Origin of the sequence: Asanoa ishikariensis (genome assembly GCF_900107455.1) — a bacterium.
GTDB classification, from domain to species: Bacteria; Actinomycetota; Actinomycetes; order Mycobacteriales; family Micromonosporaceae; genus Asanoa; species Asanoa ishikariensis.
On the sequence record NZ_FNQB01000002.1, the window covers coordinates 1,003,412 to 1,029,304 of the forward strand.

At 72.3% G+C, this 25,893-nt stretch carries 23 protein-coding genes, 2 tRNA genes and 1 pseudogene; 13 read left to right on the forward strand and 13 right to left on the reverse strand.

Annotation, left to right across the window (positions count from 1 at the left end; translation table 11 throughout):
• Positions 1-5 precede the first annotated feature (5 nt).
• Positions 6-902 carry a S1C family serine protease gene (locus tag BLV39_RS18940; protein WP_090794021.1) on the forward strand — a complete coding sequence of 299 codons (897 nt, stop codon included), beginning with the start codon at positions 6-8 and terminating at the stop codon, positions 900-902.
• Here the strand turns inward: BLV39_RS18940 and BLV39_RS18945 are convergent.
• On the reverse strand, positions 899-1,705 hold the full coding sequence (locus tag BLV39_RS18945; protein ID WP_090794024.1) for an alpha/beta hydrolase family protein: 807 nt from the start codon (positions 1,703-1,705) through the stop codon (positions 899-901). The two genes, BLV39_RS18940 and BLV39_RS18945, sit on opposite strands and share 4 nt — an antisense overlap.
• A gap of 56 nt (positions 1,706-1,761) precedes the next feature.
• Here BLV39_RS18945 and BLV39_RS18950 point away from each other — a divergent pair, with 56 nt between their 5' ends.
• On the forward strand, positions 1,762-2,382 hold the full coding sequence (locus BLV39_RS18950; RefSeq protein WP_090794027.1) for a CGNR zinc finger domain-containing protein: 621 nt from the start codon (positions 1,762-1,764) through the stop codon (positions 2,380-2,382).
• Here the strand turns inward: BLV39_RS18950 and BLV39_RS18955 are convergent.
• The 3 genes from BLV39_RS18955 to BLV39_RS18965 all read right to left on the reverse strand — a co-directional run bounded on the left by BLV39_RS18955 (position 2,379) and on the right by BLV39_RS18965 (position 4,523).
• Positions 2,379-3,230, reverse strand: a complete 852-nt coding sequence (locus tag BLV39_RS18955) for a 3-methyladenine DNA glycosylase (protein ID WP_090794030.1) — start codon at positions 3,228-3,230, stop codon at positions 2,379-2,381. The two genes, BLV39_RS18950 and BLV39_RS18955, sit on opposite strands and share 4 nt — an antisense overlap.
• Before the next feature lie 68 nt (positions 3,231-3,298).
• Positions 3,299-3,709 carry a hypothetical protein gene (locus tag BLV39_RS18960; RefSeq protein WP_143049808.1) on the reverse strand — a complete coding sequence of 137 codons (411 nt, stop codon included), beginning with the start codon at positions 3,707-3,709 and terminating at the stop codon, positions 3,299-3,301.
• Positions 3,710-3,761: 52 nt separating this feature from the next.
• A complete protein-coding gene (locus BLV39_RS18965) occupies positions 3,762-4,523 on the reverse strand; it encodes an SAM-dependent methyltransferase (protein ID WP_143049809.1) in 762 nt (253 codons plus the stop codon).
• Between the two features lie 85 nt (positions 4,524-4,608).
• On the opposite strand from BLV39_RS18965, the gene BLV39_RS18970 reads away from it, so the two are divergent.
• The 3 genes from BLV39_RS18970 (at position 4,609) to BLV39_RS18980 (ending at position 5,711) form a co-directional block, all read left to right on the forward strand.
• Positions 4,609-5,412: a fumarylacetoacetate hydrolase family protein gene (locus BLV39_RS18970; protein ID WP_090794041.1), complete on the forward strand. Its 804-nt coding sequence runs from the start codon at positions 4,609-4,611 to the stop codon at positions 5,410-5,412.
• A 78-nt stretch (positions 5,413-5,490) separates the two neighbouring features.
• Positions 5,491-5,562 (forward strand) — tRNA-Gln (locus BLV39_RS18975).
• 76 nt (positions 5,563-5,638) lie between these two features.
• A tRNA-Glu gene (locus BLV39_RS18980) sits at positions 5,639-5,711 on the forward strand.
• Between the two features lie 210 nt (positions 5,712-5,921).
• On the opposite strand, the gene BLV39_RS18985 is transcribed toward BLV39_RS18980, so the two are convergent.
• Entirely contained in the window at positions 5,922-6,608 is a 687-nt protein-coding gene (locus BLV39_RS18985; protein WP_089254997.1) for an IclR family transcriptional regulator, read from the reverse strand.
• A 49-nt stretch (positions 6,609-6,657) separates the two neighbouring features.
• On the opposite strand from BLV39_RS18985, the gene leuC reads away from it, so the two are divergent.
• The 4 genes from leuC to BLV39_RS19005 all read left to right on the forward strand — a co-directional run bounded on the left by leuC (position 6,658) and on the right by BLV39_RS19005 (position 11,523).
• A complete protein-coding gene (gene leuC / locus BLV39_RS18990) occupies positions 6,658-8,112 on the forward strand; it encodes a 3-isopropylmalate dehydratase large subunit (RefSeq protein WP_090794044.1) in 1,455 nt (484 codons plus the stop codon).
• A gap of 29 nt (positions 8,113-8,141) precedes the next feature.
• Positions 8,142-8,729 (forward strand): 3-isopropylmalate dehydratase small subunit, encoded by a 588-nt coding sequence (gene leuD / locus BLV39_RS18995; protein ID WP_090794048.1) that lies wholly within the window; start codon positions 8,142-8,144, stop codon positions 8,727-8,729.
• A 185-nt stretch (positions 8,730-8,914) separates the two neighbouring features.
• The gene (locus tag BLV39_RS19000; RefSeq protein WP_090794051.1) at positions 8,915-9,508 is read left to right on the forward strand and encodes an HU family DNA-binding protein; all 594 of its coding nucleotides are present in this window, start codon (positions 8,915-8,917) and stop codon (positions 9,506-9,508) included.
• A gap of 119 nt (positions 9,509-9,627) precedes the next feature.
• Positions 9,628-11,523: an endonuclease/exonuclease/phosphatase family protein gene (locus BLV39_RS19005; protein ID WP_090794054.1), complete on the forward strand. Its 1,896-nt coding sequence runs from the start codon at positions 9,628-9,630 to the stop codon at positions 11,521-11,523.
• 69 nt (positions 11,524-11,592) lie between these two features.
• Here the strand turns inward: BLV39_RS19005 and BLV39_RS19010 are convergent, their stop codons facing one another.
• From BLV39_RS19010 to cofC, 4 genes and pseudogenes are all read right to left on the reverse strand, one after another.
• A complete protein-coding gene (locus BLV39_RS19010) occupies positions 11,593-12,477 on the reverse strand; it encodes an NUDIX domain-containing protein (RefSeq protein ID WP_090797535.1) in 885 nt (294 codons plus the stop codon).
• The gene (locus BLV39_RS19015) at positions 12,465-13,994 is read right to left on the reverse strand and encodes a CYTH and CHAD domain-containing protein (protein ID WP_090794057.1); all 1,530 of its coding nucleotides are present in this window, start codon (positions 13,992-13,994) and stop codon (positions 12,465-12,467) included. Before BLV39_RS19015 ends, BLV39_RS19010 begins: the two co-directional genes overlap by 13 nt.
• A gap of 13 nt (positions 13,995-14,007) precedes the next feature.
• Entirely contained in the window at positions 14,008-16,320 is a 2,313-nt protein-coding gene (locus BLV39_RS19020; protein WP_090794060.1) for an RNA degradosome polyphosphate kinase, read from the reverse strand.
• 276 nt (positions 16,321-16,596) lie between these two features.
• Positions 16,597-17,220, reverse strand: a pseudogene (gene cofC, locus BLV39_RS19025) (2-phospho-L-lactate guanylyltransferase); the annotation flags it as partial.
• Positions 17,221-17,337: 117 nt separating this feature from the next.
• On the opposite strand from cofC, the gene BLV39_RS19030 reads away from it, so the two are divergent.
• The 3 genes from BLV39_RS19030 to BLV39_RS19040 are packed head-to-tail and all read left to right on the forward strand — an operon-like array spanning position 17,338 to position 20,208.
• Complete coding sequence (locus BLV39_RS19030; protein ID WP_090794066.1) at positions 17,338-18,105, forward strand: lysophospholipid acyltransferase family protein; 768 nt, start codon at positions 17,338-17,340, stop codon at positions 18,103-18,105.
• A complete protein-coding gene (locus tag BLV39_RS19035) occupies positions 18,102-19,097 on the forward strand; it encodes an NAD(P)H-dependent glycerol-3-phosphate dehydrogenase (protein WP_090794070.1) in 996 nt (331 codons plus the stop codon). The genes BLV39_RS19030 and BLV39_RS19035 overlap by 4 nt, the downstream gene beginning before the upstream one ends.
• A gap of 1 nt (position 19,098) precedes the next feature.
• Complete coding sequence (locus tag BLV39_RS19040) at positions 19,099-20,208, forward strand: cystathionine gamma-lyase (protein WP_090794073.1); 1,110 nt, start codon at positions 19,099-19,101, stop codon at positions 20,206-20,208.
• Positions 20,209-20,211: 3 nt separating this feature from the next.
• Here BLV39_RS19040 and BLV39_RS19045 read toward each other — a convergent pair whose 3' ends face one another.
• A complete protein-coding gene (locus BLV39_RS19045; protein WP_373315392.1) occupies positions 20,212-20,472 on the reverse strand; it encodes a hypothetical protein in 261 nt (86 codons plus the stop codon).
• 27 nt (positions 20,473-20,499) lie between these two features.
• On the opposite strand from BLV39_RS19045, the gene BLV39_RS19050 reads away from it, so the two are divergent.
• Positions 20,500-21,603: a D-alanine--D-alanine ligase family protein gene (locus tag BLV39_RS19050; protein WP_090797537.1), complete on the forward strand. Its 1,104-nt coding sequence runs from the start codon at positions 20,500-20,502 to the stop codon at positions 21,601-21,603.
• Here BLV39_RS19050 and BLV39_RS19055 read toward each other — a convergent pair.
• Genes BLV39_RS19055 through BLV39_RS19065 form a run of 3 tightly spaced genes read right to left on the reverse strand, consistent with a single transcriptional unit; the run spans position 21,600 to position 25,824 of the window.
• Positions 21,600-22,040 carry an HIT family protein gene (locus tag BLV39_RS19055; RefSeq protein WP_090794078.1) on the reverse strand — a complete coding sequence of 147 codons (441 nt, stop codon included), beginning with the start codon at positions 22,038-22,040 and terminating at the stop codon, positions 21,600-21,602. The genes BLV39_RS19050 and BLV39_RS19055 overlap by 4 nt on opposite strands.
• A gap of 11 nt (positions 22,041-22,051) precedes the next feature.
• Complete coding sequence (gene recG / locus BLV39_RS19060) at positions 22,052-24,232, reverse strand: ATP-dependent DNA helicase RecG (protein WP_090794081.1); 2,181 nt, start codon at positions 24,230-24,232, stop codon at positions 22,052-22,054.
• Entirely contained in the window at positions 24,229-25,824 is a 1,596-nt protein-coding gene (locus tag BLV39_RS19065; protein WP_090794084.1) for a DAK2 domain-containing protein, read from the reverse strand. Before BLV39_RS19065 ends, recG begins: the two co-directional genes overlap by 4 nt.
• Between the last annotated feature and the right edge of the window lie 69 nt (positions 25,825-25,893).

Below are 25,893 nucleotides of genomic sequence, written 5' to 3' on the forward strand. Positions count from 1 at the left end.
AGGCGATGACGACCACACCGACGAGCCCACCCGGTCTCGGTGAGCCGCGTGGCCCCGAGTACGTCTCGCCCGACCTCGAATTCATCGGCGGCGGCGACGGGCCGCCGGGTGGGCCAGGCCGGCGGCGATCCTTCTCGACGGCCGGCTGGCGTCGCGCGGCCCTCGTCGGTGCCGCGGTGGTCGTGGTCTCGGCCGCCTCCGGCGGGCTCGCGGGCGGCCTGGTGGCGCGCCAGGAGACCTCGGGCGCGCAGCCCTCGCCCACCCCGAGCGCGGTGGCCGGCGGACTGTCTGGCGACATGATCAACGCGGCCAAGAGCACGCTGGACGGCGTCGTCTCCGTCGAGGTGCGCGCCGCGGACGGCAGCGTGTCCGGTGGCTCGGGGTTCGCGCTCGACGGCAACCAGAACATCGTCACCAACGACCACACGCTCGGCACGGGAGAACCGAAGGCGGTGTTCGTGGAGACGCCCTCAGGGCGGCGGATACAGGCCACAGTGGTCGGTCGGGATCCGGACCGGGACATCGCGGTGCTGAAGGTGCCGCCGAGCACCGGCCTGCGCCCGCTTCCGTTGGCCAAGACCGGCACCACGCAGGTCGGTGAGCCCGTGATCGCGGTCGGGTCGCCGCTCGGTCTCTCCGGGACCGTCACCGCCGGCATCGTCAGCGCGCTCGACCGCGAGGTGAAGCTGCCGAAGGGCCGGCGCCAGACGGCGATCCAGACCGACGCGTCGATAAACCCCGGCAACTCCGGCGGACCGTTGGTCAACGGGCGCGGCGAGGTCGTCGGCGTCAACACCGCGATCGCGTCGCTGGAGGGCGGCGGCTCGATCGGGATCGGGTTCGCCATCCCGATCGAGCAGGCGTCCCAGGCGGCCGACCGGATCATCGCCGGCGGCGGTTAGCCCTTCAATCGCTCGGTGAGCCACCCCTCCCGGTCGGCACGGGCGGCCGCGTCGAGCTCGTGCCCGGCGCCGGGGTAGAGGCGGTAGTCCTTGGGCCGCCGCGCCAGTGACACGAGCGTGCGGCGGGTCGAGTCGGGCACGAAGAAGTCGGGCTCGGCGAACTGGAAGAGCAGCGGGACGCCGCCGCGGTCGGCCACGTACCGGATCGGGTCGACCGGCTCGAACAGCTCCTCGTAGGCGATCGTGGCGTCGCCGGACAGGCCGAGGAAGAAGGTCGCGAACCAGTTGCCGAAGGTGGCGTCCACGTTCATCGCCACCACGGCGTGGATCCGGTCCCGGTCGACGGAGGCGAGCAGCAGCCCGTACATGCCGCCGTAGTCGTGCCCGACGACCGCGACCCGCGACCGGTCCACGTCCGGGCGGGCGGTCAGCAGGTCGAGCCCGCGGCGCAGCCGGACGGTCTGTGCCACCACGTTGGCGACGTCTCGGCGGTCGCCGACCGGGTCGACCGACCACGGGAAGGTCAGGTCCGGGAGCAGCGCGACAGCGCCCTGGCGGGCCCGGGCCACCGCCTCGTCGAGGAACTCCAGGCGGCTGCTGGTCGGGTTGGGCGGCTCGAACCAGTGCAGGTAGAGGACGGCCGGATAACGGCCCGTGCGGGCCGGCTCGACCAGATAGGCGCGCACGGGCTCGGCCTCGAGCCCGGCGTAGGTGATGTCGCGGACCAGCACGCCGTCGCGGTCTTCCACGCCGTGCTGGGTGACGGAGACCGGATCTCCTAACGAGCTTAACGCCCAATGCATGTTAGGGAAGGTACGGCGGTCGGGTTTAACGGGTCAAGGCCCTTAGACTCGTTAGGGTGTTGAGCGTCGAACTGCGACCGGCCCGCCCGATCGCCCATGCCCTGGGCGGCCGGCTGTCGCTGGCTCTGGTCAACAGCGTGCTGTGGCGGCGGTCGGCCGAGCCGATCGAACGCATCACCGACTACCCCGGGCTGGCCGGCTACCTGCGCGACGCGGGCGGGCTCGACGACGCCGCGCTGACCGACCTGGAGGCCGGCGCCGCCGCCGACCCGGCCGGAGCCTCGGCGGCCCTGGACCGGGCGCTGGCGCTGCGCGAGGCGCTGTTCCGGCTCTTCTCCGCCGTCGCGGCCGGCGCCGAGCCCGACGGGGCCGACATCGCCGTGCTGGACCGGGTCTTCCGGGCCGGCATGCGGCAGATCCGGGTGGGAGTCGGCGACGGTCGCGGCTACCGGCCGGGCTGGACGGGCCTGGACGTGCCGTCCTGGGAAGCGGCCGCGGACGCGGTGGCGGTGCTCGGCTCACCAGACGCCCCACCGATCAAGCAGTGCCCGGGCGAGACCTGTGGCTGGCTGTTCGTCGACGAGAGCCGAAACCACAGTAGACAGTGGTGCGACAGCCGGATGTGCGGCAACCGGGCCAGGGCCCGCCGCCACTACCAGAAGCAGCGCGCCGGCTAATTCCCGTCGATCGCGGCGACGAGCCGGGCGCGCAGGGGTGCGGCCCGGTCGGCGAAGGCGCGCTGGGCGGCGGCGTACTCGGCACGGCCCGTGGCGGTCTCGATCCGCACCGGCGGGTAGCCCAGGTCGGCGAGGTCGTAGGGGCTGGCCCGCATGTCGAGGGTGCGGATGTCGTGCGCCAGCGCGAAACAGTCGGTCACCAGCTCGCTGGGCACCAGCGGCGAGAGCTTGTAGGCCCACTTGTAGAGATCCATGTTGGCGTGCAGGCAGCCCGGCTGCTCGAGCTCGTGCTGCCGCTCCCGGGTCGGCGTCAGCACGTTGAGCGGGCGGGCCGGGGCCGTGAAGAACCGGAACGCGTCGAAGTGGCTGCAGCGCACCCCGCGCTCCTCGACGACAGTGGCGGTCTCGGCGGGGGAGAGCCGCAACGGCCAGGCGTCGTGCCGGACCTCCTGCTGGCTCTGCCGGTAGACCATCGCCCACTCGTGCATGCCGAAACAGCCAAGCTGAGCCGGGCGGGCGGCGGTGCTGGTGAGCAGGGTGCGGATCCAGGCGATCGAGTCAGCCCGGCGGTCGCGTACGGCGGCGGAGTCGACGGTGACCCCGGCGGGCCGGGCGACGTAGTCGCGACCCAGGTCCTCGACGGTGGCGTCGGCCAGGAACACCCCGGCGCCGGGGTGCCAGCGGCGTAGCTGGGCGGGCCGGTGCGAGTAGTAGGTGAACAGGAAGTCCTCGACGGGATGGCGTCGGCCGGCCTTCCGCCGGCTCAGGTGCGGCCCGACCCACCCGTCGACCCGCTGCTCGTGCGCGTGCCGGCGGGCAACCCAGTCCGGGCGCTCCAGAACCGTCATGAGGCCCAGCGTAGCCAGCGGTGGCGCCGCGTCCTCCGTGCCCGCGGCGCCACCGTCGGCCGCGCGGGTCAGCCGCCCAGGGCGGACTTGATCTTGTTGATGGTCATCATCTCGTTGTCGCTGACGCCACCCTGCGCCTTCGCGACCTGGTCGCAGGCATTCATGATGGTGTTGCGGAAGTTCTGCTGATCCTGGGGCGACTTCGACAGGATCTGCATCGACTGCTGCAGCCCCGACATGATGTTGCTCTCCATGTCGCCCTGCGAACCCTTGGGCATCTTCGGCATGCCGCCGCTGCCCTTGAAGATTTCCTGCATCTCAGGAGACGCGCCGCGGAGCGCCTTGGAGCCCGCGATCATCTCCTTGATCGTGCCCATGATCCCCGGGTCGGACTTCGAGACGAGCATCATCGCGCCCATCGCCGAGTTGCGCAGGGTGTCGCGCTCCTGGTCGGTGTAACGCATGGTTTTGTCAGTCATGCCCAGATCCTGGCGCGGCGGGATGCCCCCGGGTGCGGAAACCCAGCAAGGTCTATAGGCCGGCTTTCCGGCCCAGTCCGCCGTACCATCCGGCCGGCACGGCGGGCGGCGACGGCGTCGCCGGGTGCCACCGGTCGGCGGCCACCAGACCCGGCCCGACCAGGCCGAAGCGATCGAAGATCGTGGTGATCTCGGACCGGCTGCGGGGGCGCAGCGTCAACCCGTTGGCCGCGTAGAGATCGGTCACCCGGGCCGCCCGCTCCGGTGCCTGGTCGGCGCTGCCGTGGCTGATCGCGAGATAGCTGCCCGGCGCGACATGGTCGTAGATCGCGGCCGTGCCGGCCGCCGGCTCCTCGGCGTCGGGCACCAGGTGGTAGACGGCCAGGGCCAGCACCGCGACCGGGCGCTCGAAGTCGATGTAGTGGCGGACGTCGCGGTGCCGCAGCACGAGTTCCGGATCGCGCACGTCCGCCTGCACGACGGTGACGTCGGGGTTGCCGACGACGCTGATCCTGTTGTGCAGCACGGCCAGCGGGTCGATGTCGACGTAGACCACGCGGCTGCCACCGGCCATCTCATGGGTGTTGCGATCGGTCGGCAGGCCGGCACCGAGGTCGAGGAACTGCCGCACGCCGAGGTCGACGAGATGGCGCACCACCCGCCCCAGAAACGCCCTGCTGGCGCGGGCGGCCCGCGGGACCTCAGGACAGGCGGCCGTGACCGCGTCGGCCAACCGCCGGTCGGCCGCTCCGGCCCGGTCACCACCGAGGTGGTAGTCCCACATGCGGGCCACATTGGGTTGCTCGTCGCGCACCGCGGACCTCCCCGTCCCCGGCACTTAGCATGCCAACCGAAGCGCCCGGGGTGGGGACAGCGTGTGCGACGGCTAAGTTTGGTGCGTGCGTATCGCTTTGTTCGCCCACTCCAACGGGCAGTCTTTCGGTGTCGTCGAGGGTGAGACCGGCGCGGGACTCGACGCGCTGACCGTCGCCGAGATCGAGGGCCTGCCGTTCGGAGAGATCAAGTTCACCAACCGGCGCTGGGCGCTGGCCGACGTGCGGCTGTTGCCGCCGATGCTGCCCCGCAAAATCATCGCGGTCGGCCGCAACTACGTCGAGCACGCCTCCGAACTGGGCAACGAGGTGCCCAAGGAACCGCTGCTCTTCCTCAAGCCGCCGTCGTCGGTGATCGGGCCCGGCGACGCGATCGAGCTGCCGATCCAGTCCAAGCAGGTGGAGCACGAGGCCGAGTTGGCCGTCGTGATCGGCCTGCAGGGCGCCCGCCGGGTCGACCGGGCCGGCGCCGAACGGGCCATCTTCGGCTACACCGCCGCCAACGACGTGACCGCGCGCGACCTCCAGCGCAGTGACGGGCAGTGGACCCGGGCCAAGGGCTTCGACACGTTCTGCCCGATCGGCCCGTGGATCGTCACGGACCTCGACGTCAGCGCCCTCGAGGTGCGCTGTGAGGTCGGCCGCCCGCCGGAGGAGCTCGAGGTGCGGCAGCTCGGCAACACCCGGGACATGGTCTTCGACATCCCGACGATCGTGTCCTACGTCTCGCACGTGATGACGCTCGGCCCGGGCGACGTGATCCTGACGGGCACGCCCGCGGGGGTCAGCCCGATCCTGGCCGGCGAGACCGTTTCCGTGCGGATCGAGGGCATCGGCGAGCTGACCAACCCGGTCACCGCCATCGACTGATATCGAAGCGGGGGTGGCGGATTTGGTCGTCGCCACCCCCCTCCGGTAAAGTTCTCACTCGGCGCTTCCAAGCGCCAATGGGGTATGGGGTAATTGGCAGCCCAACTGATTCTGGTTCAGTTAGTCTAGGTTCGAGTCCTGGTACCCCAGCAACGATGCCGACATGGCACCGGCGCTGGACTCTGGTAGAGTTCCGCTCCGTCGCCACAGCGACATCGGAAGTCCTGGCCCCGTCGTCTAGCGGCCTAGGACGCCGCCCTCTCAAGGCGGTAGCGTGGGTTCGAATCCCATCGGGGCTACACAGAGCAACCCCTCGAGAAATCGGGGGGTTTCTTCTTGCCCAAAATCAAGAGCCGGCTTTCCCGGGTCCGCGGTCGTGCGGACCGTTGCTCCCGCCGGGGATCACTCCGCTGCGCTCCGTTTGCCAGCTCCGCCGTGGGCAGCGTTAGCAAGGGACCCTTACGCATCGGAAAGCGTTAACAAGGGGCCCTTGCTTCGTCCACTGTGGTTCAGAGGCCGGACAACCGCTGGCCCGCTCGGACCACGGCCATGGCGTGGCGGTCGCCGGGGCGGCGGCCCAGGCGCTCTATGGGGCCCGAGACGCTGATCGAGGCGATCACGCGGCCCGTGCGGTCGCGGATCGGGGCTGAGACGCTGGCCACGCCCGGCTCGCGCTCGGCGACGCTCTGGGCCCAGCCGCGACGCCGGACCTCGGCCAGCGTGCGGCCGGTAAACTTGCACCGTGGCAGCAGGGGCATGACCGCCTCCGGCGGCTCCCAGGCGAGCAGGATCTGGGCGGCCGAGCCGGCCGTCATCGGCAGCACCGAACCGACCGGCACCGTGTCGCGCAGGCCACTGGCGCGTTCCGCGGCGGCGACGCAGATCCGTTCGTCCGCGCGGCGCAGATAAAGCTGCGCGCTCTCGCCGGTCGCGTCCCGCAATGCGGACAACAGCGGCTCGGCGGCGGTGAGCAACACATCTGGCGCCGCGTTGGCCAACTCGCCCAGGCGCGGGCCGGGACGCCAACGCCCCTGCGTGTCCCGCACGAGCATGCGATGGATCTCCAACGCCTGCGCCAAACGGTGTGCGGTGGCCCTCGGCAACCGGGTCCGCTCCACCAGTTCGGCCAGGCTGGCGCCGTCGACACAGGCCGCGAGGATCACCACCGCCTTGTCGAGGACGCCGACACCGCTCATACTGTGTCCCACAAGCCGAAACATACCTCCCAGAATTTAGGATGTCCAGATGGTGGGAGTCACTCCGAAGCCAACGTCGCCGAGGACCCTGGCCGAGAAGGTCTGGGACGCTCACGTGGTGCGATCCGCCGAGGGTGAGCCGGATCTGCTCTTCATCGACCTGCACCTGCTGCACGAGGTGACCAGCCCGCAAGCGTTCGACGGGCTGCGCGTCGCCGGGCGCCCGGTGCGGCGCACGGATCTCACTCTCGCGACCGAAGACCACAACACACCCACGGGTTACACCAACCCGGCTTTCAATCTTCGACGCGGTGACCCGCTGACGATCGCGGACCCGACGTCGCGCACCCAGATCGAGACCCTGCGCCGCAACTGCGCCGAGTTCGGCATCAAGCTGCACTCGCTGGGCGACGACAACCAGGGCATCGTGCACGTGATCGGCCCGCAGCTCGGTGTCACACAGCCCGGGCTGACCATCGTGTGCGGCGACTCACACACGGCCACACACGGCGCTTTCGGCGCTCTGGCCTTCGGCATCGGCACCAGCGAGGTGGAGCACGTCCTGGCCACCCAGACGCTGCCGCAGTCGCGCCCGAAGACCATGGCCGTCAACGTGGTCGGCGACCTCGCGCCCGGCGTCACCGCCAAAGACCTTGTGCTGGCCCTGATCGCACAGGTCGGCACCGGCGGTGGCCGCGGCCACATCGTCGAATACCGCGGCCAGGCGATCCGCGACCTCTCCATGGAGGGGCGGATGACGATCGCCAACATGTCGATCGAGTGGGGCGCCAAGGCCGGCATGATCGCGCCGGACGAGACCACCTACGCCTACCTCAAGGGCCGGCCGTACGCGCCGCAGGGCGACGCCTGGGACGCCGCTCTGGACTACTGGCGCAGCCTGCCGACCGACGACGGTGCGGTGTTCGACACCGAGGTGACGCTCGACGCCACGCGGATCAGCCCGTTCGTCACGTGGGGCACCAACCCGGGCCAGGGCGTGCCGTTGGACGCTTCCGTGCCCGCACCGGAGGACTTCGCCCTCGAGGGCGAGCGGACCGCGGCGACCCGGGCACTGGAATACATGGCGCTGACGCCCGGCACCCCGATGCGCGACCTCGCCGTCGACGTGGTCTTCGTCGGCTCCTGCACCAACGGGCGACTGGAAGACCTGCGCGCCGCAGCCGAGGTGATCCGCGGCCACCGGGTCGCCGACGGCGTGCGGATGCTCGTCGTGCCCGGTTCCGCGGCGGTCCGCGAGGCGGCCGAGTTGGAGGGTCTCGACAAGGTCTTCGCCGACGCGGGCGCCGAGTGGCGGTTCGCCGGCTGCTCCATGTGCCTGGGCATGAACCCCGACACGCTCTCGCCGGGCCAGCGCTGCGCGTCCACCTCCAACCGCAACTTCGAAGGCCGCCAGGGTCGCGGCGGCCGCACCCACCTCGTTTCGCCACCCGTCGCCGCTGCCACCGCCGTGCGCGGCCGGCTGGCGTCGCCGGCGGACCTGTGACGTCGGCGACAGCAGGGAGAGAAGAGAAGATGGATAAGTTCACCGTTCATTCAGGCACCGCGGTCCCGCTGCGGCGGTCCAACGTGGATACCGACCAGATCATCCCGGCGGTGTACCTCAAGAGGGTGACGCGCACCGGCTTCGCGGACGGTCTGTTCTCCGCCTGGCGGGAAGACCCGTCGTTCGTGCTCAACGACGAGACCTACGCCGGCGGCTCCGTGCTGGTCGCCGGCCCGGAGTTCGGCACCGGGTCATCGCGCGAGCACGCCGTGTGGGCCTTGCGCGACTTTGGTTTCCGCGCCGTGGTCTCGCCGCGGTTCGGCGACATCTTCCGTGGCAACGCTCTCAAGGAGGGCCTGCTGCCGGTCGAGCTCGAACTCCCGGCTGTGGAAGAGCTGTGGGCGTTGGTCGAGGCCGAACCCACCACACAGGTGACGGTCGACCTCGAGAAGCGTGAACTCCGTGCGGGTGACCACGTTTGGGCGTTCCCCCTCGACGACTTCAGCCGTTGGCGGCTACTCGAAGGGCTTGACGACATCGGCCTGACCTTGCGGCATGAGGCGGAAATCACGCAGTATGAGCAGCACCGACCGGCGTTCCTGCCGGCTATCGGTTAGCTGTTTATTGGCCTTACGGCCGACCCCAGCCCCGAATTCGCCCCCTCCGGACTCCTCCGGAGGGGGCGAATCCGTTACGACACAACGCCTTTTTTCGGCGAGATGTTTGTGTACGGACGACAATGGGCATACGGTGCGCGCAGAATGGCTCGCGTTGAGGCCATGCAAAACATCGGAGGGAAGTTGTGAACAAAGCCGAGCTCATCGAGGCGCTGGCCGCTCGCCTGGGGGACCGGAAGACGGCGACGGCGGCGCTCGACGCGGTCCTCACCGAGGTCCAGCAGGCAGTCACCAAGGGAGACCGAGTGGCCATCACTGGCTTCGGTGTCTTCGAAAAGCGCGTGCGTGGTGCCCGAACAGCCCGTAACCCGCGCACCGGCGAAGCCGTGAAGGTCAAGAAGACGTCCGTCCCGGCATTCCGCGCCGGTGCGGGCTTCAAGGAGATGGTCGCTGCCGGCCGCGTGCCGAAGGCCGCCGCCGCCAAGAAGACCACCGCCAAGGCGACGACCGCCAAGGCGACCGCCGCCAAGTCGACCGCGGCCAAGGCCACCACCGCCACGAAGGCGGCGGCCGCCAAGAAGACCGCCACCGCGACGAAGAAGGCCGCTCCCGCCAAGACGGCAGCCAAGTCGACCGCGGCGAAGACCACCACCGCCCGCAAGGCGGCCACCGCCAAGAAGACCAGCAGCGCGGTCGCCAAGAAGACCACCACGGCACGCACCACCGCCGCGGCGAAGAAGGCCCCGGCCCGGAAGGCGCCGGCCAAGAAGGCCCGCTGACCAGACGAGACGACGAAGGCGCCCACCGGAGGACGGTGGGCGTCTTGGTCTGTCCGGGCCGGTCCGCTGTGGACCGGTAGTAGTCAGCCCATAGACGCGGGTGGGGTGCGCTGGCGAGAATGTCTCGGGTGCGCCGCCCCTTTCTGAATGCCGCCGGGATCGCCCTAGGTGTGATCCTGCTGACGGACGTGCTGCGCGTCTGGCTTCCGTCGATCATCACCATCTTCGGCCAGGCCGCGTCGACGCCGGCCGAGCTCATGGGTGGCTTCGCCCTGCTGTGGTTCGCCGGCGCGTTCGCGGTCGTACCCTTGCTGCGCCCATTGGGTCCGCGCGGTGTGGCGTTCGTCGCAGGGCTGGCGCTCGCCGGCTGCCGGATCGGTCTGCTCGCCACCGATGGCGGGCAGCCACAGCTCTACCTCGCCAGCGCCGGTCTGTTGGCGGGTCTCGTCTGGCTCGCCGCGATCGCGGTCAGCGGCGCGCAACCGGTGCCAGGGCTCGTTCTCGGGCTCGCTGCGGGCACCGCATTGCACGCGGCGGTCGGCACGTTCGACCTGACGTGGCGCGGCGGATCGCTCGGATGGTCGGTGACGGCCCTGCTGTGCCTGGCATTCGGCGCTCTGTTGCCGGCATTGACCAATCACACCAGCGGATCCGTGCCAGGCCCGGCGGCCTGGTTCGTCGTCGGGCCCGTCCTGCTGTTGTGGACGATGGTCGCGGGCTCGCCCGCGCTGGCCGGCACCGCCCTCTCGTACGTGCTCGGCGAGGAGTCAGGGATCGCGGGCCCCGGCCCGGGTTCCGCCGTCACGGTCGCGACACTGGCGGCGTTGTCGGTCGGTCTGCTGGCGGCGGGCGCGTTGCTGCCGCGGCCGTCACTGGCGGTCGCGGTCGCGGGAGTGGTCACGCTCGGAGTCGGCACAGCCACGTTCGGGCTGTCCTGGGGATCGGGTCTGCTCGTGGCGATCCCGGTTACCGCACTGGGCCTCGGCCTGCTGTTGTGCGCCACCGGTTGTCGTGCCGACGACCCGGATCCGGCGACCGGTGCCCGCCGGCGCGGCTTCGCTGCGGTCGGTGGCCTGACCGTGTTCGCCGTCGCAGCGGTGCTCTACTACGCCTCATATGACATCGGCTACCCCAACGAGTGGGTGCCGCCCGCGGTCGCGGCCGTCGTCGCGGTTGTCGCCGGACGGCCGCCGTACCCCCGCACGGTCGTCGACCGTTCCTGGCCCTGGACCGTTGTTCCGGTGGCCGTGGTGGCCACCCTGTTGGCCGCACTGGCGATGCCTGGCGGCGCGGGACGGCCGAGCGGCCCGGCGACGCCCGGCGCGATCCGGGTGGTGGCCTACAACATCCGGATGGGCTTCGGCCTCGACGGCCGGTTCGACCTGGCCGGGCTGACCGCCGCGATCGACACGCAACGCCCGGACGTGGTGTTGCTCAGCGAGGTCGACCGGGCCTGGCTGCTCAACGGCGGCCACGACACGCTCGCGCTGCTCGCCGATCGGCTGGACCTGCCGTTCCGTTTCGCGCCCGCGGCCGACGCGGTCTGGGGCGACGCGGTGCTGACCCGGCTTCCGGTGGTCTACACGGCGACCAGCCGGCTGCGACCGGTGGGCGCGCCGACCGGCGCACAGGCCCTCGGTGTCGTGCTCGACGTGGGTGGCACGGAGGTGGCCGTCGTCTCCACCCACCTGCAACCGCCGCCGGACGGTGGACCGCTGAGCCAGGCGCGCGAGGTGGCCGCGTTCGCGCGCGGCTTCGCCGCCGGCCGCCCGCTGGTCGTCGGCGGTGACCTCAACACCCAGCCGGGCGACCCGGCGTTCGCCGCGTTCACCGACGCCGGGCTGGTCGACGGGTTCGCCGGCCAGCGCCCGCTGCTCACCTCACCGGCCGACGCGCCCCGGGAGCAGATCGACCACCTGCTGGTGTCACCGGGAATCAGCGTGACCGAGGTCGTCGCACCCCGGACCGAGGCGTCCGACCACCTCCCGGTGGCGGCCACCCTCACGCTTCCCTGAGACACCCGTCGCGCCCGCTGAGATCCACCAGATCGCGATCCGCGGCCGCGACGGTGGTCCAGGCAAGCATCAAAGGCGGTCGGCGGCGAGAGCGCCTTCGGCGGTGAAGGCGACGAGCCAGCCGCCGCCCTTCGGGGTGTGGTGGTTGTCGGACGAGCCCGTGCCCAGCAACTGGGACAGCGCGCCCGGCAGCACCTTGCCCTGGCTGCAGGCGACGAAGTCGGTGCCCTCCGAAGCCAGCTCGGCCAGCCGGCCGGCGGTGGAGAGCGCCTTCTCCTGCGGGTCCTGGCCCGGTTTGGGCTCGTCGAGCGCGGAGTCCGCGACGACCGGCAGGTCGAGCAGCCCGGCCAGTGGCTCGAGGGTCTGCACGCAGCGCAGCGGCGTCGCCGACGTCAGGCGGGCCGGGCGCACCAGGGCCAGCAGGGGTGCGAGCTCGGCGGCCCGATCCCGGCCGGGTCGGTCCAGCGGCCGGGCGGAATCCGGGCCGGACCAGGTGCTCCGCTTGCCGGCGTGGGCGTGCCGGACCAGACCGCACACGGTGGTGACCGGCGGCAGGACGGCGAAGTCCCGCACCACTCCGGTGTCGTGGGAGTACGTGAGCAGCGCCAGCGCGTCGTCGACCGACAGCCAACGGGTCTCGTTGACCTCGTCCGAGTCTTCGACCAGCGCGGGTTCTTCGGTGGCGTAGCGCATCGACCAGTAGTCGACAGTCTTCGGGAAGCCCTCCCGCACCGTGTAGCGGACGCCCGGAAGGCGCACCTGTGGCACGGCGTGCACGCCCGTCTCCTCGGCCACCTCGCGCACCGCGGCGGCCAGCGGATGCTCGCCGGCCTCCAGCTTGCCCTTGGGCAGCGACCAGTCGTCGTACCGCTCGCGATGCACGAGACAGATCTCCACGCCGCGCCCCGCCGGCCGCCACACCACGCCGCCGGCGGCGCGGATCAGGGCAACCATCGCGTCCTTGTCGGCTCCGCCGCGACCGCCCACGCCTCGGGGAAGGCGGCCCGGACAGCCCGGATCGACGCGCGCTCGCGCTCGTAGAGCCGGCCGGCGACGACCGCGAGCTCGGTGTCCCCGGGTGACTCTGCGGCCAGCGAGACCCAGGTGTCGGCGGCGACCGCGGCGTCCTGGTGCTCGCCCAGCAGGTTCTGCACCTTGCCCAGCGCCTTGGCCAGCTTGGCGGCCGGCCCACCGATCACGGAGGCGACAGCGTCGACGGCGTACCGGGCCCGCTTGCCGTTGATCCGCACGGCGTGCCAACGCTCGTCGGCGGCCAGCGGGTCGAGGTCGGCGGCGCCGTCGACGCCCTTGGCTCCGTAGGCCAACCGCCGCCAGGGCTTGGCCACCATGCGGGGAAGCAGCCGCAGTGCCGGCTGGGCCGCGGTGGGCGCCACCCGTGGCTCGCGGGCCGCGTCGACGAGCAGGTCGAGCAGCGCGTGGTAGCGCGGCCCGCGCAGAGCCTTGTCGACGTTGGCCAGCGCCTGCTGCTGCCGGGCGTCGAGCGCCTCGTCGAGCCGGGCCACGGCGGCCGGGTCGACGGGGCAGAGCGGGTCGGCGTTCGCGGTGTGCTGGAGGCGTTCGCGGAGCACCTCGGCGTCGCGCGCCTCGCCGAGCACGCCGGCGATCCAGCGCAGCTCGTCGCGGATCCGGCCGACCCACTCGCGATCCAGCAGCGCCGCGAAGGTACGCAGGTCACTGCGCAGCCGGCGGCAGCCGACGCGCATCTGGTGCACCGCGGTGTCGCCGTCCTCGAGCGGCTGGCCCAGCCGGACCAGCGGGTCGTGCGCCAGGATCCGGCCGACACCGGAGCGCACCGCGGCGACCACCACGTCGGCCGCCGAAGGCTGCTCGGGCAGGTCGCCCGGCGGCGTCAGGTCCGGCGGCGACGCGGCCGCGGCGCCCAGCGCCCGCACGTGCTTGGGGGTGAACTCGCCCTCCGTCGCGCCGGCCTCGACCAGCACGGCGGCGACGGCGGCGAGCAGCGCGCGGTCGCCTGCCTTGCGCTCCACCTCGATCTCGCGGAACGCCATCCGCACGGCCTTGCCGTCGAACACGGTGACCGCGTCGTCGGCCACCTCGGCCAGCACGGTGCCCTCGGCGTCGGTCAGGTCGTACGCGTGCCGCACTGTCTGGATCTTCGCCGCCGGAGCCAGCGCCTCGCCCCGGGACCAGGCCGTGACCAGCGCGAGCAGGTCAGCCGGTGGATTGCCGGCCCGGCCCTTGCGGGACACCTCGTGGCGCAGCCCCGGCACCGCCGCCGGCAGCTTGACGGTCCAGGGCGCGCTGTCGCCCTTGCGGTGGCGCAGTGACACCCCCGCGCGGGCCAGCCGCAGATCGGGGGTGTCGTAATAGGTCGCGGTGAGCGTGGCCGGTGGAGCCGCGACCACGGTGCCGCCGGTCGGGAGTCGGTCGGTCAGATCGGGCAGATGGAAGGCGTCGTCGGCGCCGAACTTGCGCTCCTCTTCGATCATCGACCTAGCCTAATCAGCTTGCCGTGCCGACGATACGGCGCAGCAACCGGTTCTGCACGTGCTCCAGGGGCTTGTCCAAAGTGGAAGTGCGCCGGGTCCAGCTCCCGTCGCCGTGCAACACGAACGTGTCGGTGTCGTCGCTCATCGAGGCCGTCAGCACGCTGTCGAGCTCGGCCCGCGCGACGTGGTCGGTGACCAGCACCAGCGCTTCGACCCGGCGGTCGAGGTTGCGGTGCATCATGTCGGCCGAGCCGATCCAGAACTCGGTCTCCGGGTCGTTGCCGTCGACGCCGAACCGGAAGACCCGGGAGTGCTCGAGGAACCGGCCCAGGATCGAGTGCACCCGGATGTTCTCGGAGAGCCCGGGCACGCCCGGCCGCAGCGTGCACATGCCCCGAATGATCAGGTCGATGCGCACGCCGGCCTGGGACGCCCGGTAGAGCGCGTCCACGATCTCCTCGTCGACCAGGCCGTTGGCCTTCATCTGGACGAGGCCCTGGCCGCCGAGGCGGACCTTGTCGACCTCGCGGTCGATCCGCTCGATCAGCCCGCTGCGGATGCCGTGCGGAGCCACCAGCAACCGGCGGTACGCGGTCTGCCGGCTGTAGCCGGTCAGCACGTTGAACAGGTCCGTCAGGTCGGCGCCGACCTCAGGGTCGGCCGTCAGCATGCCGAAGTCCTCGTACAACCTCGCGGTCTTCGGGTGGTAGTTGCCGGTGCCGATGTGGCAGTAGCGACGGATCTGGTTGCCCTCCTGGCGCACCACCAGGGCCGTCTTGCAGTGCGTCTTGAGCCCGACCAGCCCGTAGACCACGTGGCAGCCGGCGCGTTCGAGCATCCGGGCCCAGCCGATGTTGGCCACCTCGTCGAACCGCGCCTTGACCTCGACCAGCACCACCACCTGCTTGCCGGCGGTCGCGGCGTCGATCAGCGCGTCCACGATCGGTGAGTCACCGCTGGTGCGGTAGAGCGTCTGCTTGATGGCCAGCACGTTCGGGTCGGCCGCGGCCTGCTCGATGAACCGCTGCACGCTGGTCGAGAACGAGTGGTACGGGTGGTGCACCAGGACGTCGCCGTCGCGCAGCACGGAGAACACGCTGCGCGGCACCTCACCCTCGACCAGCCGCGGGTGGGTGGCCGGCACGAACGGCCGGTCCTTGAGGTTGGGACGGTCGACGTCGCCGTAGATCTGCCACAGCGACGCGAGGTCGAGCAGGCCGCGCACCCGCAGCACGTCGCTGGCCTCCATGTCGAGCTCGCGGACCAGCAGGTCGAGCACGTGGTCGGAGATCGACGCCGCCACCTCGAGGCGCACCGGTGGACCGAACCGGCGCCGGGCCAGCTCGCGCTCCAGCGCCTGCAACAGGTCTTCGTCGCGGTCCTCGTCGACCTCGACGTCGGCGTTGCGGGTCACCCGGAACAGGTGGCACTCGACCACCTGCATGCCGGAGAAGAGCTGGCTCAGGTGAGTGGAGATGAGCTCCTCGACCGGCAGAAACCGGTTGGTGCGGCCGATCCGGACGAACCTCGGCACGTTGTTGGGCACCTTGACCCGGGCGAACAGCACCTGGCCGCCGTCGGGGTCCTTCACCGAGACGGCGAGGCTCAAGGACCGATTGGAGATGTACGGAAACGGGTGCGCCGGGTCGACCGCGAGCGGGGTCAGCACCGGGAACACATGGTCGCGGAAGTAGGTGCGCATCTGCTCGCGCTCGTCGGCGGCGAGATCATCCCATTGGAGCAGCTCGATCCCCTCGGCGCTGAGCTTGGGCAGCACCTCGTCGACGAAGCAGGCCGCCTGCCGCGCGACCAGGTCGGCGGTCTTCTCGGCGACGAACTCGAGTTGGGTGCGCAGGGGCATCTGGTCGCCACCGCGGACCGGCAGGCCGGCCTGGAGACGACGCTTGAGGCCGGCGACCCGGACCATGTAGAACTCGTCGAGGTTGCTGGCGAAGATGGCGAGGAACTTGGCCCGCTCCAGCAGCGGTGTCGACGGGTCCTCGGCGAGGGCCAGCACCCGGGCGTTGAAGTCGAGCCAGGACAGCTCGCGGTTGAGGAAGCGATCCTCGGGCAGCGGGTCCGAGCCCAGCGGCGGCACGTCGTCCGGCGGAGGGCCGTCCACGTGGTCGTTGGCGGTCGGCGGGGCCGGGTTCTCCGGCGCCGGCCCGTGGCCGGCGCGGGGTGCGCCCCGGCCGTGCGGAGCGGGCGCGCTGCGGGTCTCGGTGGGGCCGGCGGTCGGCAGGTACGCCGGGGACACCAGGGCGGCAGGTTCACTTGACGCGGTGATCTGGAGGAACCGCCCGTCGGTTCCCCGCGGTCGTGGCATGCGTCGGCCGGGAGGTGTCTGGGTCACCCCATCATCATTACCTGATCGAGCTGAACGTGAAATGCACTTCAGTCGACTGGTGGCGGCTCAGGGCATCGTGGGGATGGTGAGGCGGGTCACCACTCCCGACGGGTCCTGTTCGATGCTCACGCGCTGGCCCAGGCGGAGCAGGCGCAACCCCGAGGCGTCGAACGCGGCCGCGGGGTAGCTGAGCTGGCTGCCGTCGTCGAGCAGCACCGTGCCGGAGCGGCTGTCCGGGTCATAAGTGGCGACGGTGCCCTGCATGCCAGCACCGTAGCCCACGAGGCGCGCGGTGTGCGGTCCCAGACCGAGGGCGGCCGCCGCGGCGAGATCGGCGGCCGTGTCCACGTCGCGGCGCAGGGTGGGCCAGCGCCCGTCCAGGGGCACCGCGCCCGACGCCGCGTGTGCCGCGGCGGACCCAGGACCGAAGCGCGGATCCAGCGGTACGCCCGGCGGCGCGGTCAGCAGGACGGTGCCGGTGCCGGGGGAGTCGGCGGCGTACCGCCGGAGGGTGCCCGCTGCCCTCAGTGCCTCCGTGAGCTCCCGCTGGTCCAGCGCGGGCAGGTCGGCCTGCAGCGCGGCTATCGGGCGCCCTGCCGCCGCTGCCGCGCCCCGCGCGAACGCGGGGTTGAGCCCACCGCCGGCCGGCTCGGGCACCGTGCGGACGCCCAGCGCCGTCAGCGCGGCCGCGGCGCCCGCGTCGCCGGTGACCGCGACCACCTCGGCGACCTCGGGGGAGGCCAGCGCCGCGGTCGCGGTGTCCAGCGCCAGCGCCAGGGCGAGGGCCTCGTGCGGGACACCAGCCAGCGCGCCGCGCAGGCGGCTTTTGCCAGCGGCGGGCGGCTTGACCGCCAGCACCACCGCCCAGATCCCACGCACCCGCCTATGGTGCCAGGCACGCTGGCTGTCCCTGGCTGGCCCTCCGCGCCCCGGAGCAGGCATGATTTCGCTGCGGGCCGCGCTGGCGGGCGCGGTCGGCGGCGTCGAGGAGGCACGGTGGCACGGCGGAGGCTCGGGTTCTGGCGACGGTTCGTGGTCGCCCTGGTCAAGCCGGTCCTGACCGGCTGGACCAAGCGCACCTGGACCGGGATGGAGCACATCCCGACCACCGGCGGCGCGATCATCGTGGCCAACCACCTGTCGCACGCCGACCCGGTGGTCATCGGGCACTACGTCTACGACTCCGGCCGGTGGCCGAGCTTCCTGGCCAAGGCCAGCGTGTTCCGGGTGCCGGTGGTCGGCTACATCATCAGCCGCTGCCAGCAGATCCCGGTCGAGCGCGGCTCGGTCGACGCCGCCCGGTCGCTGGACACCCTGGTCACGGCCGTCAAGGACGGCAGCAGCGTGATCATCTACCCCGAGGGCACCACCACCAAGGAGCCGGACCTCTGGCCGATGAAGGGCAAGACCGGCGCCGCCCGGCTGGCCCTGATCACCGGCGCACCGGTGATCCCGGTCGTGATGGACGGCCCGCAGGCGCTGTTCGACCCGCGTACCGGCAAGGTCGGCCTCAAGGCCCGGATCCCGGTGCGGGTCAACGCCGGCGCGCCCATCGACCTGAGTCAGTGGGCCGGCGCGGCGCCCACCCGGCAGACCCTCGACGCGATGACCGAGACGATCATGCTGCACCTGCGCGACATGCTCGCTGACCTGCGCGGCGTGACCGATCCGCCGCCCCTGTGGTCGCCGCCGCGCAAGCCGGCCGCCCGCACCGCGACGCAGGACGCGCCCGCCGACACCGCGACGGGTGGTGACCCCGCATGAGTCACGTCGCTGTCCTCGGCGCCGGCTCGTGGGGCACCGCGTTCGCCAAGGTCCTCGGCGACGCCGGCCGGGACGTGACCATCTGGTCGCGCCGGGAGACCGTCGCCGCGGGCATCCGGGAGACCGGACGCAACCCCCACTACTTCCCCGACGTGCGCCTGCCGGAGCGGGTCACCGCCACCGCCGACGCCGGCAAGGCGATCGCCGGCGCGGAGATCGTGGTGCTCGCCGTGCCCTCGCAGACGCTCCGCGGAAACCTCGCCGACTGGCGGCCCTTCCTCGAGTCCGACGCGACCCTGGTGTCGCTGATGAAGGGCATCGAGCTCGGCACCACCAAGCGGATGAGCGAAGTGGTGATAGAGGCCGCCAACGTCCCGGCCGACCGGGTCGTCGTGGTCTCCGGCCCCAACCTGGCCCCGGAGATCGCCGCCGGGCAGCCGGCGGCGACCGTGGCGGCCGGCATCGACCTGCGCCGCGCGACGCTGGTGCAGGACGCGATCACGACGCCCTACATGCGTCCGTACACCAACGACGACGTGGTCGGCGCCGAGCTTGGCGGCGCCGTGAAGAACGTGATCGCGCTGGCCTACGGCATCGCCGAGGCGATGGGCCTCGGCGACAACATCAAGGCCACGCTGATCACCCGCGGCCTGGCGGAGACGGCCCGGCTCGGCGTGGCGCTCGGCGCGGACCCGCTGACCTTCGCGGGCCTGTCGGGGCTCGGCGACCTGGTCGGCACCTGCCACTCGCCGTACTCGCGCAACCGGACGTTCGGCGAGCGGCTCGGCCGGGGCGAGACGGTGGAGCAGGCGCAGGCGGCGGTCGGGCAGACCGCCGAGGGTGTCAAGAGCTGCCTCGCGATCCGGGACCTGGCCCGCAAGAACAACGTGGAGATGCCGATCACCGAGCAGGTGGAGCGGGTCTGCCACGAGGGCGCCGACCCGCGGGAGGCGCTGACCATCCTGATGACCCGCACCACGAAAGCCGAGTGAATTGAGCGAGTACGGCGACGGCACGCGGTCCGTGCACGCGGGGCTGCCGCCGGCGGTCCCCGGTGAGCCCTTCCTGCCCGGGCCGGTGTTCGCGGCCCCGTACCACCTTGATCCGGCGGTCGGTCCGGCCGCGTCGCCCAACGGCTACGGCCGGCCCGACAACCGCACCCGGCGGCTGCTGGAGGCGGCGATCGGCGAGCTGGAGGGCGGTCCGACGCTGGCCTTCGCCAGTGGCCAGGCCGCGGTGACCGCGGTGCTGCTGTCGATCCTGCGGCCCGGCGACACCGTGGTGCTGCCGTCCGACGGCTACTACCCGGTGCGCGGCTTCGCCACCTCGACGCTCGCGGAGCTAGGCGTCACGGCCGTGTTCGCGCCGACCGCCGGCCCGCACCCGGACTACACCGGCGTGCGTCTGGTGCTGGTGGAAACGCCGGCCAACCCCGGCCTGGACGTCTGCGACGTCGCGGCACTCGCCGACCGTGCGCACGCCGCCGGTGCGCTGCTGGCCGTCGACAACACCGCGGCGACCCCGCTGGGTCAGCGCCCGCTCGACCTGGGCGCGGACCTCTCGCTGGCGTCGGGCACCAAGGCGCTGACCGGGCACTCCGACCTGCTGCTCGGCTATGTGGCGACCCGTTCGCCGCAGTTGCTGGAGTCGCTGACCGGGTGGCGCAACACGACCGGCTCGATCCCGGGCGCGTTCGACGCGTGGCTCGCCCACCGCTCACTGTTCACTCTGGACCTGCGGCTGGCCCGCCAGTCCGCCAACGCCGCCGCGGTGGTCGAGGCGCTGGCCGGGCGCACGGACGTGACCGCGCTGCGCTGGCCGGGCCGACCGGGTGACCCGGCGCACGAGGTGGCGTCCCGGCAGATGCGCCGGATCCCCGGCATCGTCGGGTTCGACCTGGGCTCCGCCGACCGGGTGGCCCGCTTCCTGGCCGCGTCCCGGCTGGTCGCGGCCGCGACGTCGTTCGGCGGGGTGCACACCAGCGCCGACCGCCGCGAGCAGTGGGGCGACGACACCGCTCCGGGCTTCGTCCGGCTGTCGTGCGGCATCGAGGACGCGGCCGACCTGGTCGCCGACATCACCGCGGCGCTCGACTCGCTCTGACCGCTACTCCCTCGGCCGGCGTACCCCGCGCGAGCCGCCGCCGAGCCGGGACCGCGGGGCGGGCGCCGGTGCCGTCCGTTTGAGGTGGTAGCGGTGCAGCTCGGAGTTGCCCTCCAGGCTCGGGTTCTCGCTCACGGAGACGAGCTCCCAGCCCTGCTCGCCGGCCCGGTTGAGGTGGGCCAGGGCGGTATCGCGGGTGTTCCCTGTGGGGCAGGTTGGAAAACGGCGCGCACGCAGCGTGATCGCCGGACCAGCCCGCCTCACGTGCCACGGCAGAGTAGGGTCCTGACCGTGACAAGACCTACGAAGATCCGCGTCGCGGTCGTGTTCGGCGGCCGGAGCACCGAGCACGCGATTTCGGCCGTCAGCGCCGGGAGCATCCTGCGGGTGCTGGACCCCGACCAGTACGAGGTCATTCCGGTCGGGATCACCCGCGAAGGTCAGTGGGTGCTCACCGACGGTGACCCTAGTGCCCTCGCGATCGAGGGTGCCCGGCTTCCCGAGGTCACCGCCGCCGCCGGCACCGCGGTCGTGCTGCCCGGCGACCCGACCTCACGCGGGCTGATGGTGGTCGAGCCGTCCGCCGGGCTGAGCGCGCTGGGCGATGTCGACGTGGTCTTCCCGGCGCTGCACGGCGCCTACGGCGAGGACGGCACCATCCAGGGGCTGCTGGAGATGGCCGGCATTCCCTACGTCGGTGCCAACGTGTTCGCCAGCGCCGCCGCCATGGACAAGGAGTTCACCAAGAAGCTCGCGGCGGCCGAGGGCATCCCCGTCGGCCCGTACGTGGTGCTGCGCAACGGCGTCTCGCTCAGCGAGGCCGACAAGGAGCGGCTCGGGCTGCCGGTGTTCGTGAAGCCGTCGCGCGCGGGCTCGTCGTACGGCATCACCAAGGTCTCCGACTGGGCCGACCTCGACACGGCCGTCGCGACCGCCCGCCAGATCGACCCCAAGGTGCTGGTCGAGGCCGCGATCGTGGGCCGCGAGATCGAGTGCGGCGTGCTGGAGGCCGAGGCCGGCGGCAGCGCGGAGGCGTCGGTGCTCGCCGAGATCCGGGTGACCGGCACGGGCCACGACTTCTACGACTTCGAGGCCAAATACCTCGGCGAGCAGTGCGAGTACGACATCCCGGCCGGGCTGCCGGAGCCGCTGACCCAGCAGGTGCGCGACTACGCGGTGCGGACGTTCGCCGCGCTCGACTGCGCCGGCCTGGCCCGCGTCGACTTCTTCGTCACGGACGCCGGCGAGGTGCTGCTCAACGAGATCAACACGATGCCGGGCTTCACCTCGACCTCGATGTTCCCCAGGATGTGGGCGGCCAGCGGGCTGGAATACCCGAAGCTGGTCGACCGGCTGATCCGCACGGCGCTGCGCCGCGGCAGCGGCCTGCACTAGACCCCTGTGAAATACCGGCGGAGGCGGTCGGCCAATGCGGTCACCTCCGCCAGATCGCCGCGCGGCGCCTCGGGCGCGTAGGCGCTCTCGTGCCACGGCGTCTCCTCGGGGACGCCGCGGTGGCGCGGGAAGACGTGCTGGTGGAAGTGCGGGATGCCGCGGCCGATGACGGCGGAGAAGACGTGTTCCGGGTCCAGTTCGGCGCGCACCGCCATCGCGGCCCGGCGGGCGGCCGAGCCGACCGCCGCGGCCTCCACGTCGGTCAGGGCGTCCAGGTATGGAGCGTGCCGCAACGTCTCGACGAAGAGATAGCCGAGCAGCACCCCGTCGTCGCCGGGCGAACCGTGCGAGACGGCGACGAGGTCGTCCCGCCAGATCTCCGGACCGACCAGCGGACCCTCACCCCGATGCTTGGCACAGATGAGACAGTCATCCATGCAGCGGGAGGTTAGCCCTTCTCGAGGTATTCGGCGCGCTCCTCGTCGACCAGCAGCGCGACCGACTGGGCCAGGAGCGGGTGTGCGGTCAGTTCCGGGTCCTCGGAGACCAGGTCGATGGCCTCCTGCCGAGCCTCGCCGATCAGCTTCTCGTCCTTGAGCAGCGAGAGCAGGCGCAGGTGGGAGCGGCGGCCCGACTGGGTCGCGCCGAGCACGTCGCCCTCGCGGCGCTGCTCGAGGTCTAGCTCGGCCAGCTTGAAACCGTCGGTGGTGGACGCCACCGCGTCGAGCCGTTCGCGTGCGGCGGAGCCTTCCACCGCCTCGGTCACCAGCAGGCACAGCCCGGCGGCGGAGCCCCGGCCGACCCGGCCGCGGAGCTGGTGTAGCTGGGAGACGCCGAACCGGTCGGCGTCCATCACGATCATCACGGTGGCGTTGGGTACGTCGACGCCGACCTCGACCACCGTGGTGGCCACCAGCACGTCGAGGTCGCCGGCCGCGAACGTGCGCATGACCGCGTCTTTCTCGTCGGCCGGCAGCCGGCCGTGCAGCACGCCGATCCGCAGCCCGTGCAACGGGCCCTCGGCCAGCAGCGGTGCCACCTCGGTCACGGCCAGCGGCGGCCGGCGGGCGGTGCCGTCGTCGTCGGGCGGCGGCTCGTCGGCGTCGGAGGCCGAGCCGTCACCGATCCGCGGGCAGACCACGTAGGCCTGGTGGCCGGCGTCGACCTCTTCGCGCACCCGGCGCCAGGCCCGGTCGAGGAAGGCCGGTTTGTCGGAGGCCGGCACGACGTGGGAGGCGATCGGAGAACGGCCGCCGGGCAACTGGTCGAGGATCGAGATCTCGAGGTCGCCGTAGACCGTCATGGCCACCGTGCGGGGGATCGGCGTCGCGGTCATCACCAGCGTGTGCGGAGGCTGGTCGGCCTTGGCACGCAGGGCGTCGCGTTGCTCGACGCCGAAGCGGTGCTGCTCGTCGACCACCACCAGGCCGAGGTCGTTGAACTCGACGCTCTCGTAGAGCAGGGCGTGGGTGCCGATCACGATGCCGGCGGCGCCGGAGGCCACCTCGGCCGCCGCCGCGCGCCGGGCGGCCGCCCCGAGCGAACCGGTGACCAGCGCGACCTGGGTGCCGGCCGGGTCGCCGTCGAGCTCGCCGGCGCGGCCGAGCGGGCCGAGCAGGGCCGAGATGGACCGGTGGTGCTGCGCGGCGAGCACCTCGGTGGGCGCCAGCAGGGCCGCCTGGCCGCCGGTGTCGACCACCTGGAGCATCGCCCGCAGCGCGCACACCGTCTTGCCGGAGCCGACCTCGCCCTGGAGCAGCCGGTGCATGGGATGGCTGGTGGCCAGGTCCGTGGCGATCTCCGTGCCGACCCGCCGCTGGCCCTCGGTCAGCTCGTAGGGCAGCCGGGTGTCGAACGTGGACAGCACGCCGGCGGGGGTGGCCGGGCGCGGGCGGGCCGGCAGGGCGGTCGCCCGGAGCTTGCGCCGCACCAGGGTGAGCTGCACCGCGAACGCCTCGTCCCACTTGAGCCGGCGGCGGGCTTTCTGCAGGTCTTCGCGGGAGCCCGGGCGGTGGATCTCGCGCAGCGCCGTGTCGAGCGGCAGCAGGCCGCGGCCCGCGCGGACGGTGGCCGGCAGCGCGTCGTCGACGGGGGCGAGCGTGTCGAGCACCACCCGGACGCAGCGGGCGATGGTCCAGGTGGGCACCGAACCGGCCGCCGGGTAGACCGGGATCAGCGCGCCGGCGAACTCCTCGATCTCCTCGGAGGCCTCGCCCTCGTCACCCAGCAGGACGTAGTCAGGGCCGTTGAGCTGGCGCTTGCCCCGGAACTCGGTGACCTTGCCGGCGAACAACCCCCACCGGCCCGGCCGCAGGTCGCGCTCGCGCCACGCCTGGTTGAAGAAGGTCAGCGTGAGCATGCCGCCGGTGCCGTCCTCGACCAGCACCTCGAGCAGCCGGCCGCTGCGCTGCCGCATCGGCCGGGTGGTGGCCCGCCGCACCTGGCCGAGCACGGTGACGTCTTCGCCGACCGACAGCGAGCGGATGTCGGTGTGCTCGCCACGCTCGTCGTAGCGGCGCGGGAAGTGATAGACCAGATCGCCGACGGTACGTAGCTCGAGGTGCTTGTCGAGCGCCTTGGCGGTCTTGTCGCCGAGCAGCTTCTTGAGCGGCTCGTCCAGCGTGGTCATTCGACACCCACCAGCAGCGGATAGTGCGGGTGCCCGCCGGGGAAGACGTGCACCTCGACGAAGGGCCAGTGCGCCGCGGCGTGCGCGCGCAGCCCGTCGGCCAGCCCCGGTGGCGCGTCGGCCCCGGTGATCAGCGTGACCAGCTCGCCGCCGCCGCCGAGCAGCCGGTCGAGCAGGTCGCGGCAGGTCTCGGCCAGGTCGGCGCCGATCAGGTGCACCTCGCCCTCGACGAGCGCGAGCACGTCGCCGCGCCGGCACGGGCCGGCGACCGTCAGCGCGTCGCGGCTGGCGTGGCAGACCTCGGCGTAGCGGCAGGCACCGGCCGCCTCGGCCATCGCGATGACGTCGTCGTCGAACTCGCGTGCCGGGTCGCGCACGGCCAGCGCGGCCAGGGCCTGCACGGGCGACCGGGTGGGCACGACCCGCACGGCGGCGGTGGACTCCCGGGCCGCGGCGGCGGCGACCGTTTGGGTGTTGGGGTCGTTGGGCAGCACGACCACGTGCGCGGCGCCCGTGGCGGTGATCGCCGCGAGCAGCTCGCGGGTGGACGGGTTGGCGCCGACCACGGCCGCGCCCTCGCTCGCGAACAGCTCCGCGATGCCCTCGCCGGCGGCCACGACCACGGCGGCGCGGTCAGGCCCGTCCGAGGCGACCTGGTCGGCGAAGCGGGTGACGGTGATGCGGTGCGGCCGGCCCGCCTCGACGCCGGCCTCGATCGCCGCGCCGACGTCGTTGACGTGGACGTGCACGTTCCAGGTGGACTCGTCGCCCTCGCCGGTGCCGACCACGACCAGCGAGTCGCCGAGCTCGCTCAGCCGGGCGCGGAGCTTCTCGACGGCCGGCTCGGGACCGTCGAGCAGGAACTGCACCTCGTAGCCGAAGTCGGGGGAGCCGCTCTCCCGTGCCGCGACGAGCGGCCGGCTGGCCCGCGGGGCCGGCAGCAGCCGGGTCTCGGCCAGCACCTCGCCGGTCACGACCTCGGCCAGGGCGTCGAGCACCACGCAGAAGCCGCGCCCACCCGCGTCGACCACACCGGCCCGCGCCAACGCGGGCAACTGCGAGGGCGTGAGCGCCAACGCCTCAGCCGCAGCAGCGGCAGCGGCCCGCACCACCTCAGCCAACGACCCGGCAGCGGCGGCCGTGGTCTCGGCGGCCGTGGCGGCGGCTGCGGCGACGGTGAGCACGGTGCCCTCGACCGGATCGGCGACCGCGTTGTAGGCCGCGTCGGCGCCGGCCCGCAGCCCTCGGGCGAGGGCCGGCCCGTCGACCGCCGGCCGGGGCGAGGTGGCGTCGGCCAGGCCGCGCAGGATCTGCGAGATGATCACGCCGGAGTTGCCACGGGCGCCGAGCAGGGCACCGCGGGCCATCAGCCGCAGCACCTGGCCGTGTGGGGTGGGGTCGCCCTCGGCGATCGGGTCGAAGACCAGCGCCTCGTTGGCCGAGGTCAGCGTGAGCACGAGGTTGGTGCCCGTGTCACCGTCGGGGACCGGATAGACGTTGAGCGCGTCGATCTCGCTCTGGTGACGGCGCAGCGCCGCCAGGGCACCCGCGCACCAGCGGCGCAGCGCCGGGGCGTCGAGGCTCTCCAACACGCCCCGAGCCTAACGGTTGGGCCTGACAACTCCGTCGATCCCGACCCGGTGCTCAGCACTGTCGGTTCG

Bases quoted from the DNA above. Each gene is read 5' to 3' on its own strand.
- BLV39_RS18940 (WP_090794021.1), top strand. From the start codon at position 6: ATGACGACCACACCGACGAGCCCACCCGGTCTCGGTGAGCCGCGTGGC.
- BLV39_RS18945 (WP_090794024.1), bottom strand. From the start codon at position 1,705: ATGCATTGGGCGTTAAGCTCGTTAGGAGATCCGGTCTCCGTCACCCAG.
- BLV39_RS18955 (WP_090794030.1), bottom strand. From the start codon at position 3,230: ATGACGGTTCTGGAGCGCCCGGACTGGGTTGCCCGCCGGCACGCGCAC.
- BLV39_RS18960 (WP_143049808.1), bottom strand. From the start codon at position 3,709: ATGACTGACAAAACCATGCGTTACACCGACCAGGAGCGCGACACCCTG.
- BLV39_RS18985 (WP_089254997.1), bottom strand. From the start codon at position 6,608: ATGAGCGGTGTCGGCGTCCTCGACAAGGCGGTGGTGATCCTCGCGGCC.
- leuC (WP_090794044.1), top strand. From the start codon at position 6,658: ATGGTGGGAGTCACTCCGAAGCCAACGTCGCCGAGGACCCTGGCCGAG.
- leuD (WP_090794048.1), top strand. From the start codon at position 8,142: ATGGATAAGTTCACCGTTCATTCAGGCACCGCGGTCCCGCTGCGGCGG.
- BLV39_RS19005 (WP_090794054.1), top strand. From the start codon at position 9,628: ATGTCTCGGGTGCGCCGCCCCTTTCTGAATGCCGCCGGGATCGCCCTA.
- BLV39_RS19010 (WP_090797535.1), bottom strand. From the start codon at position 12,477: ATGGTTGCCCTGATCCGCGCCGCCGGCGGCGTGGTGTGGCGGCCGGCG.
- BLV39_RS19015 (WP_090794057.1), bottom strand. From the start codon at position 13,994: ATGATCGAAGAGGAGCGCAAGTTCGGCGCCGACGACGCCTTCCATCTG.
- BLV39_RS19020 (WP_090794060.1), bottom strand. From the start codon at position 16,320: ATGCCACGACCGCGGGGAACCGACGGGCGGTTCCTCCAGATCACCGCG.
- BLV39_RS19035 (WP_090794070.1), top strand. From the start codon at position 18,102: ATGAGTCACGTCGCTGTCCTCGGCGCCGGCTCGTGGGGCACCGCGTTC.
- BLV39_RS19055 (WP_090794078.1), bottom strand. From the start codon at position 22,040: ATGGATGACTGTCTCATCTGTGCCAAGCATCGGGGTGAGGGTCCGCTG.
- recG (WP_090794081.1), bottom strand. From the start codon at position 24,232: ATGACCACGCTGGACGAGCCGCTCAAGAAGCTGCTCGGCGACAAGACC.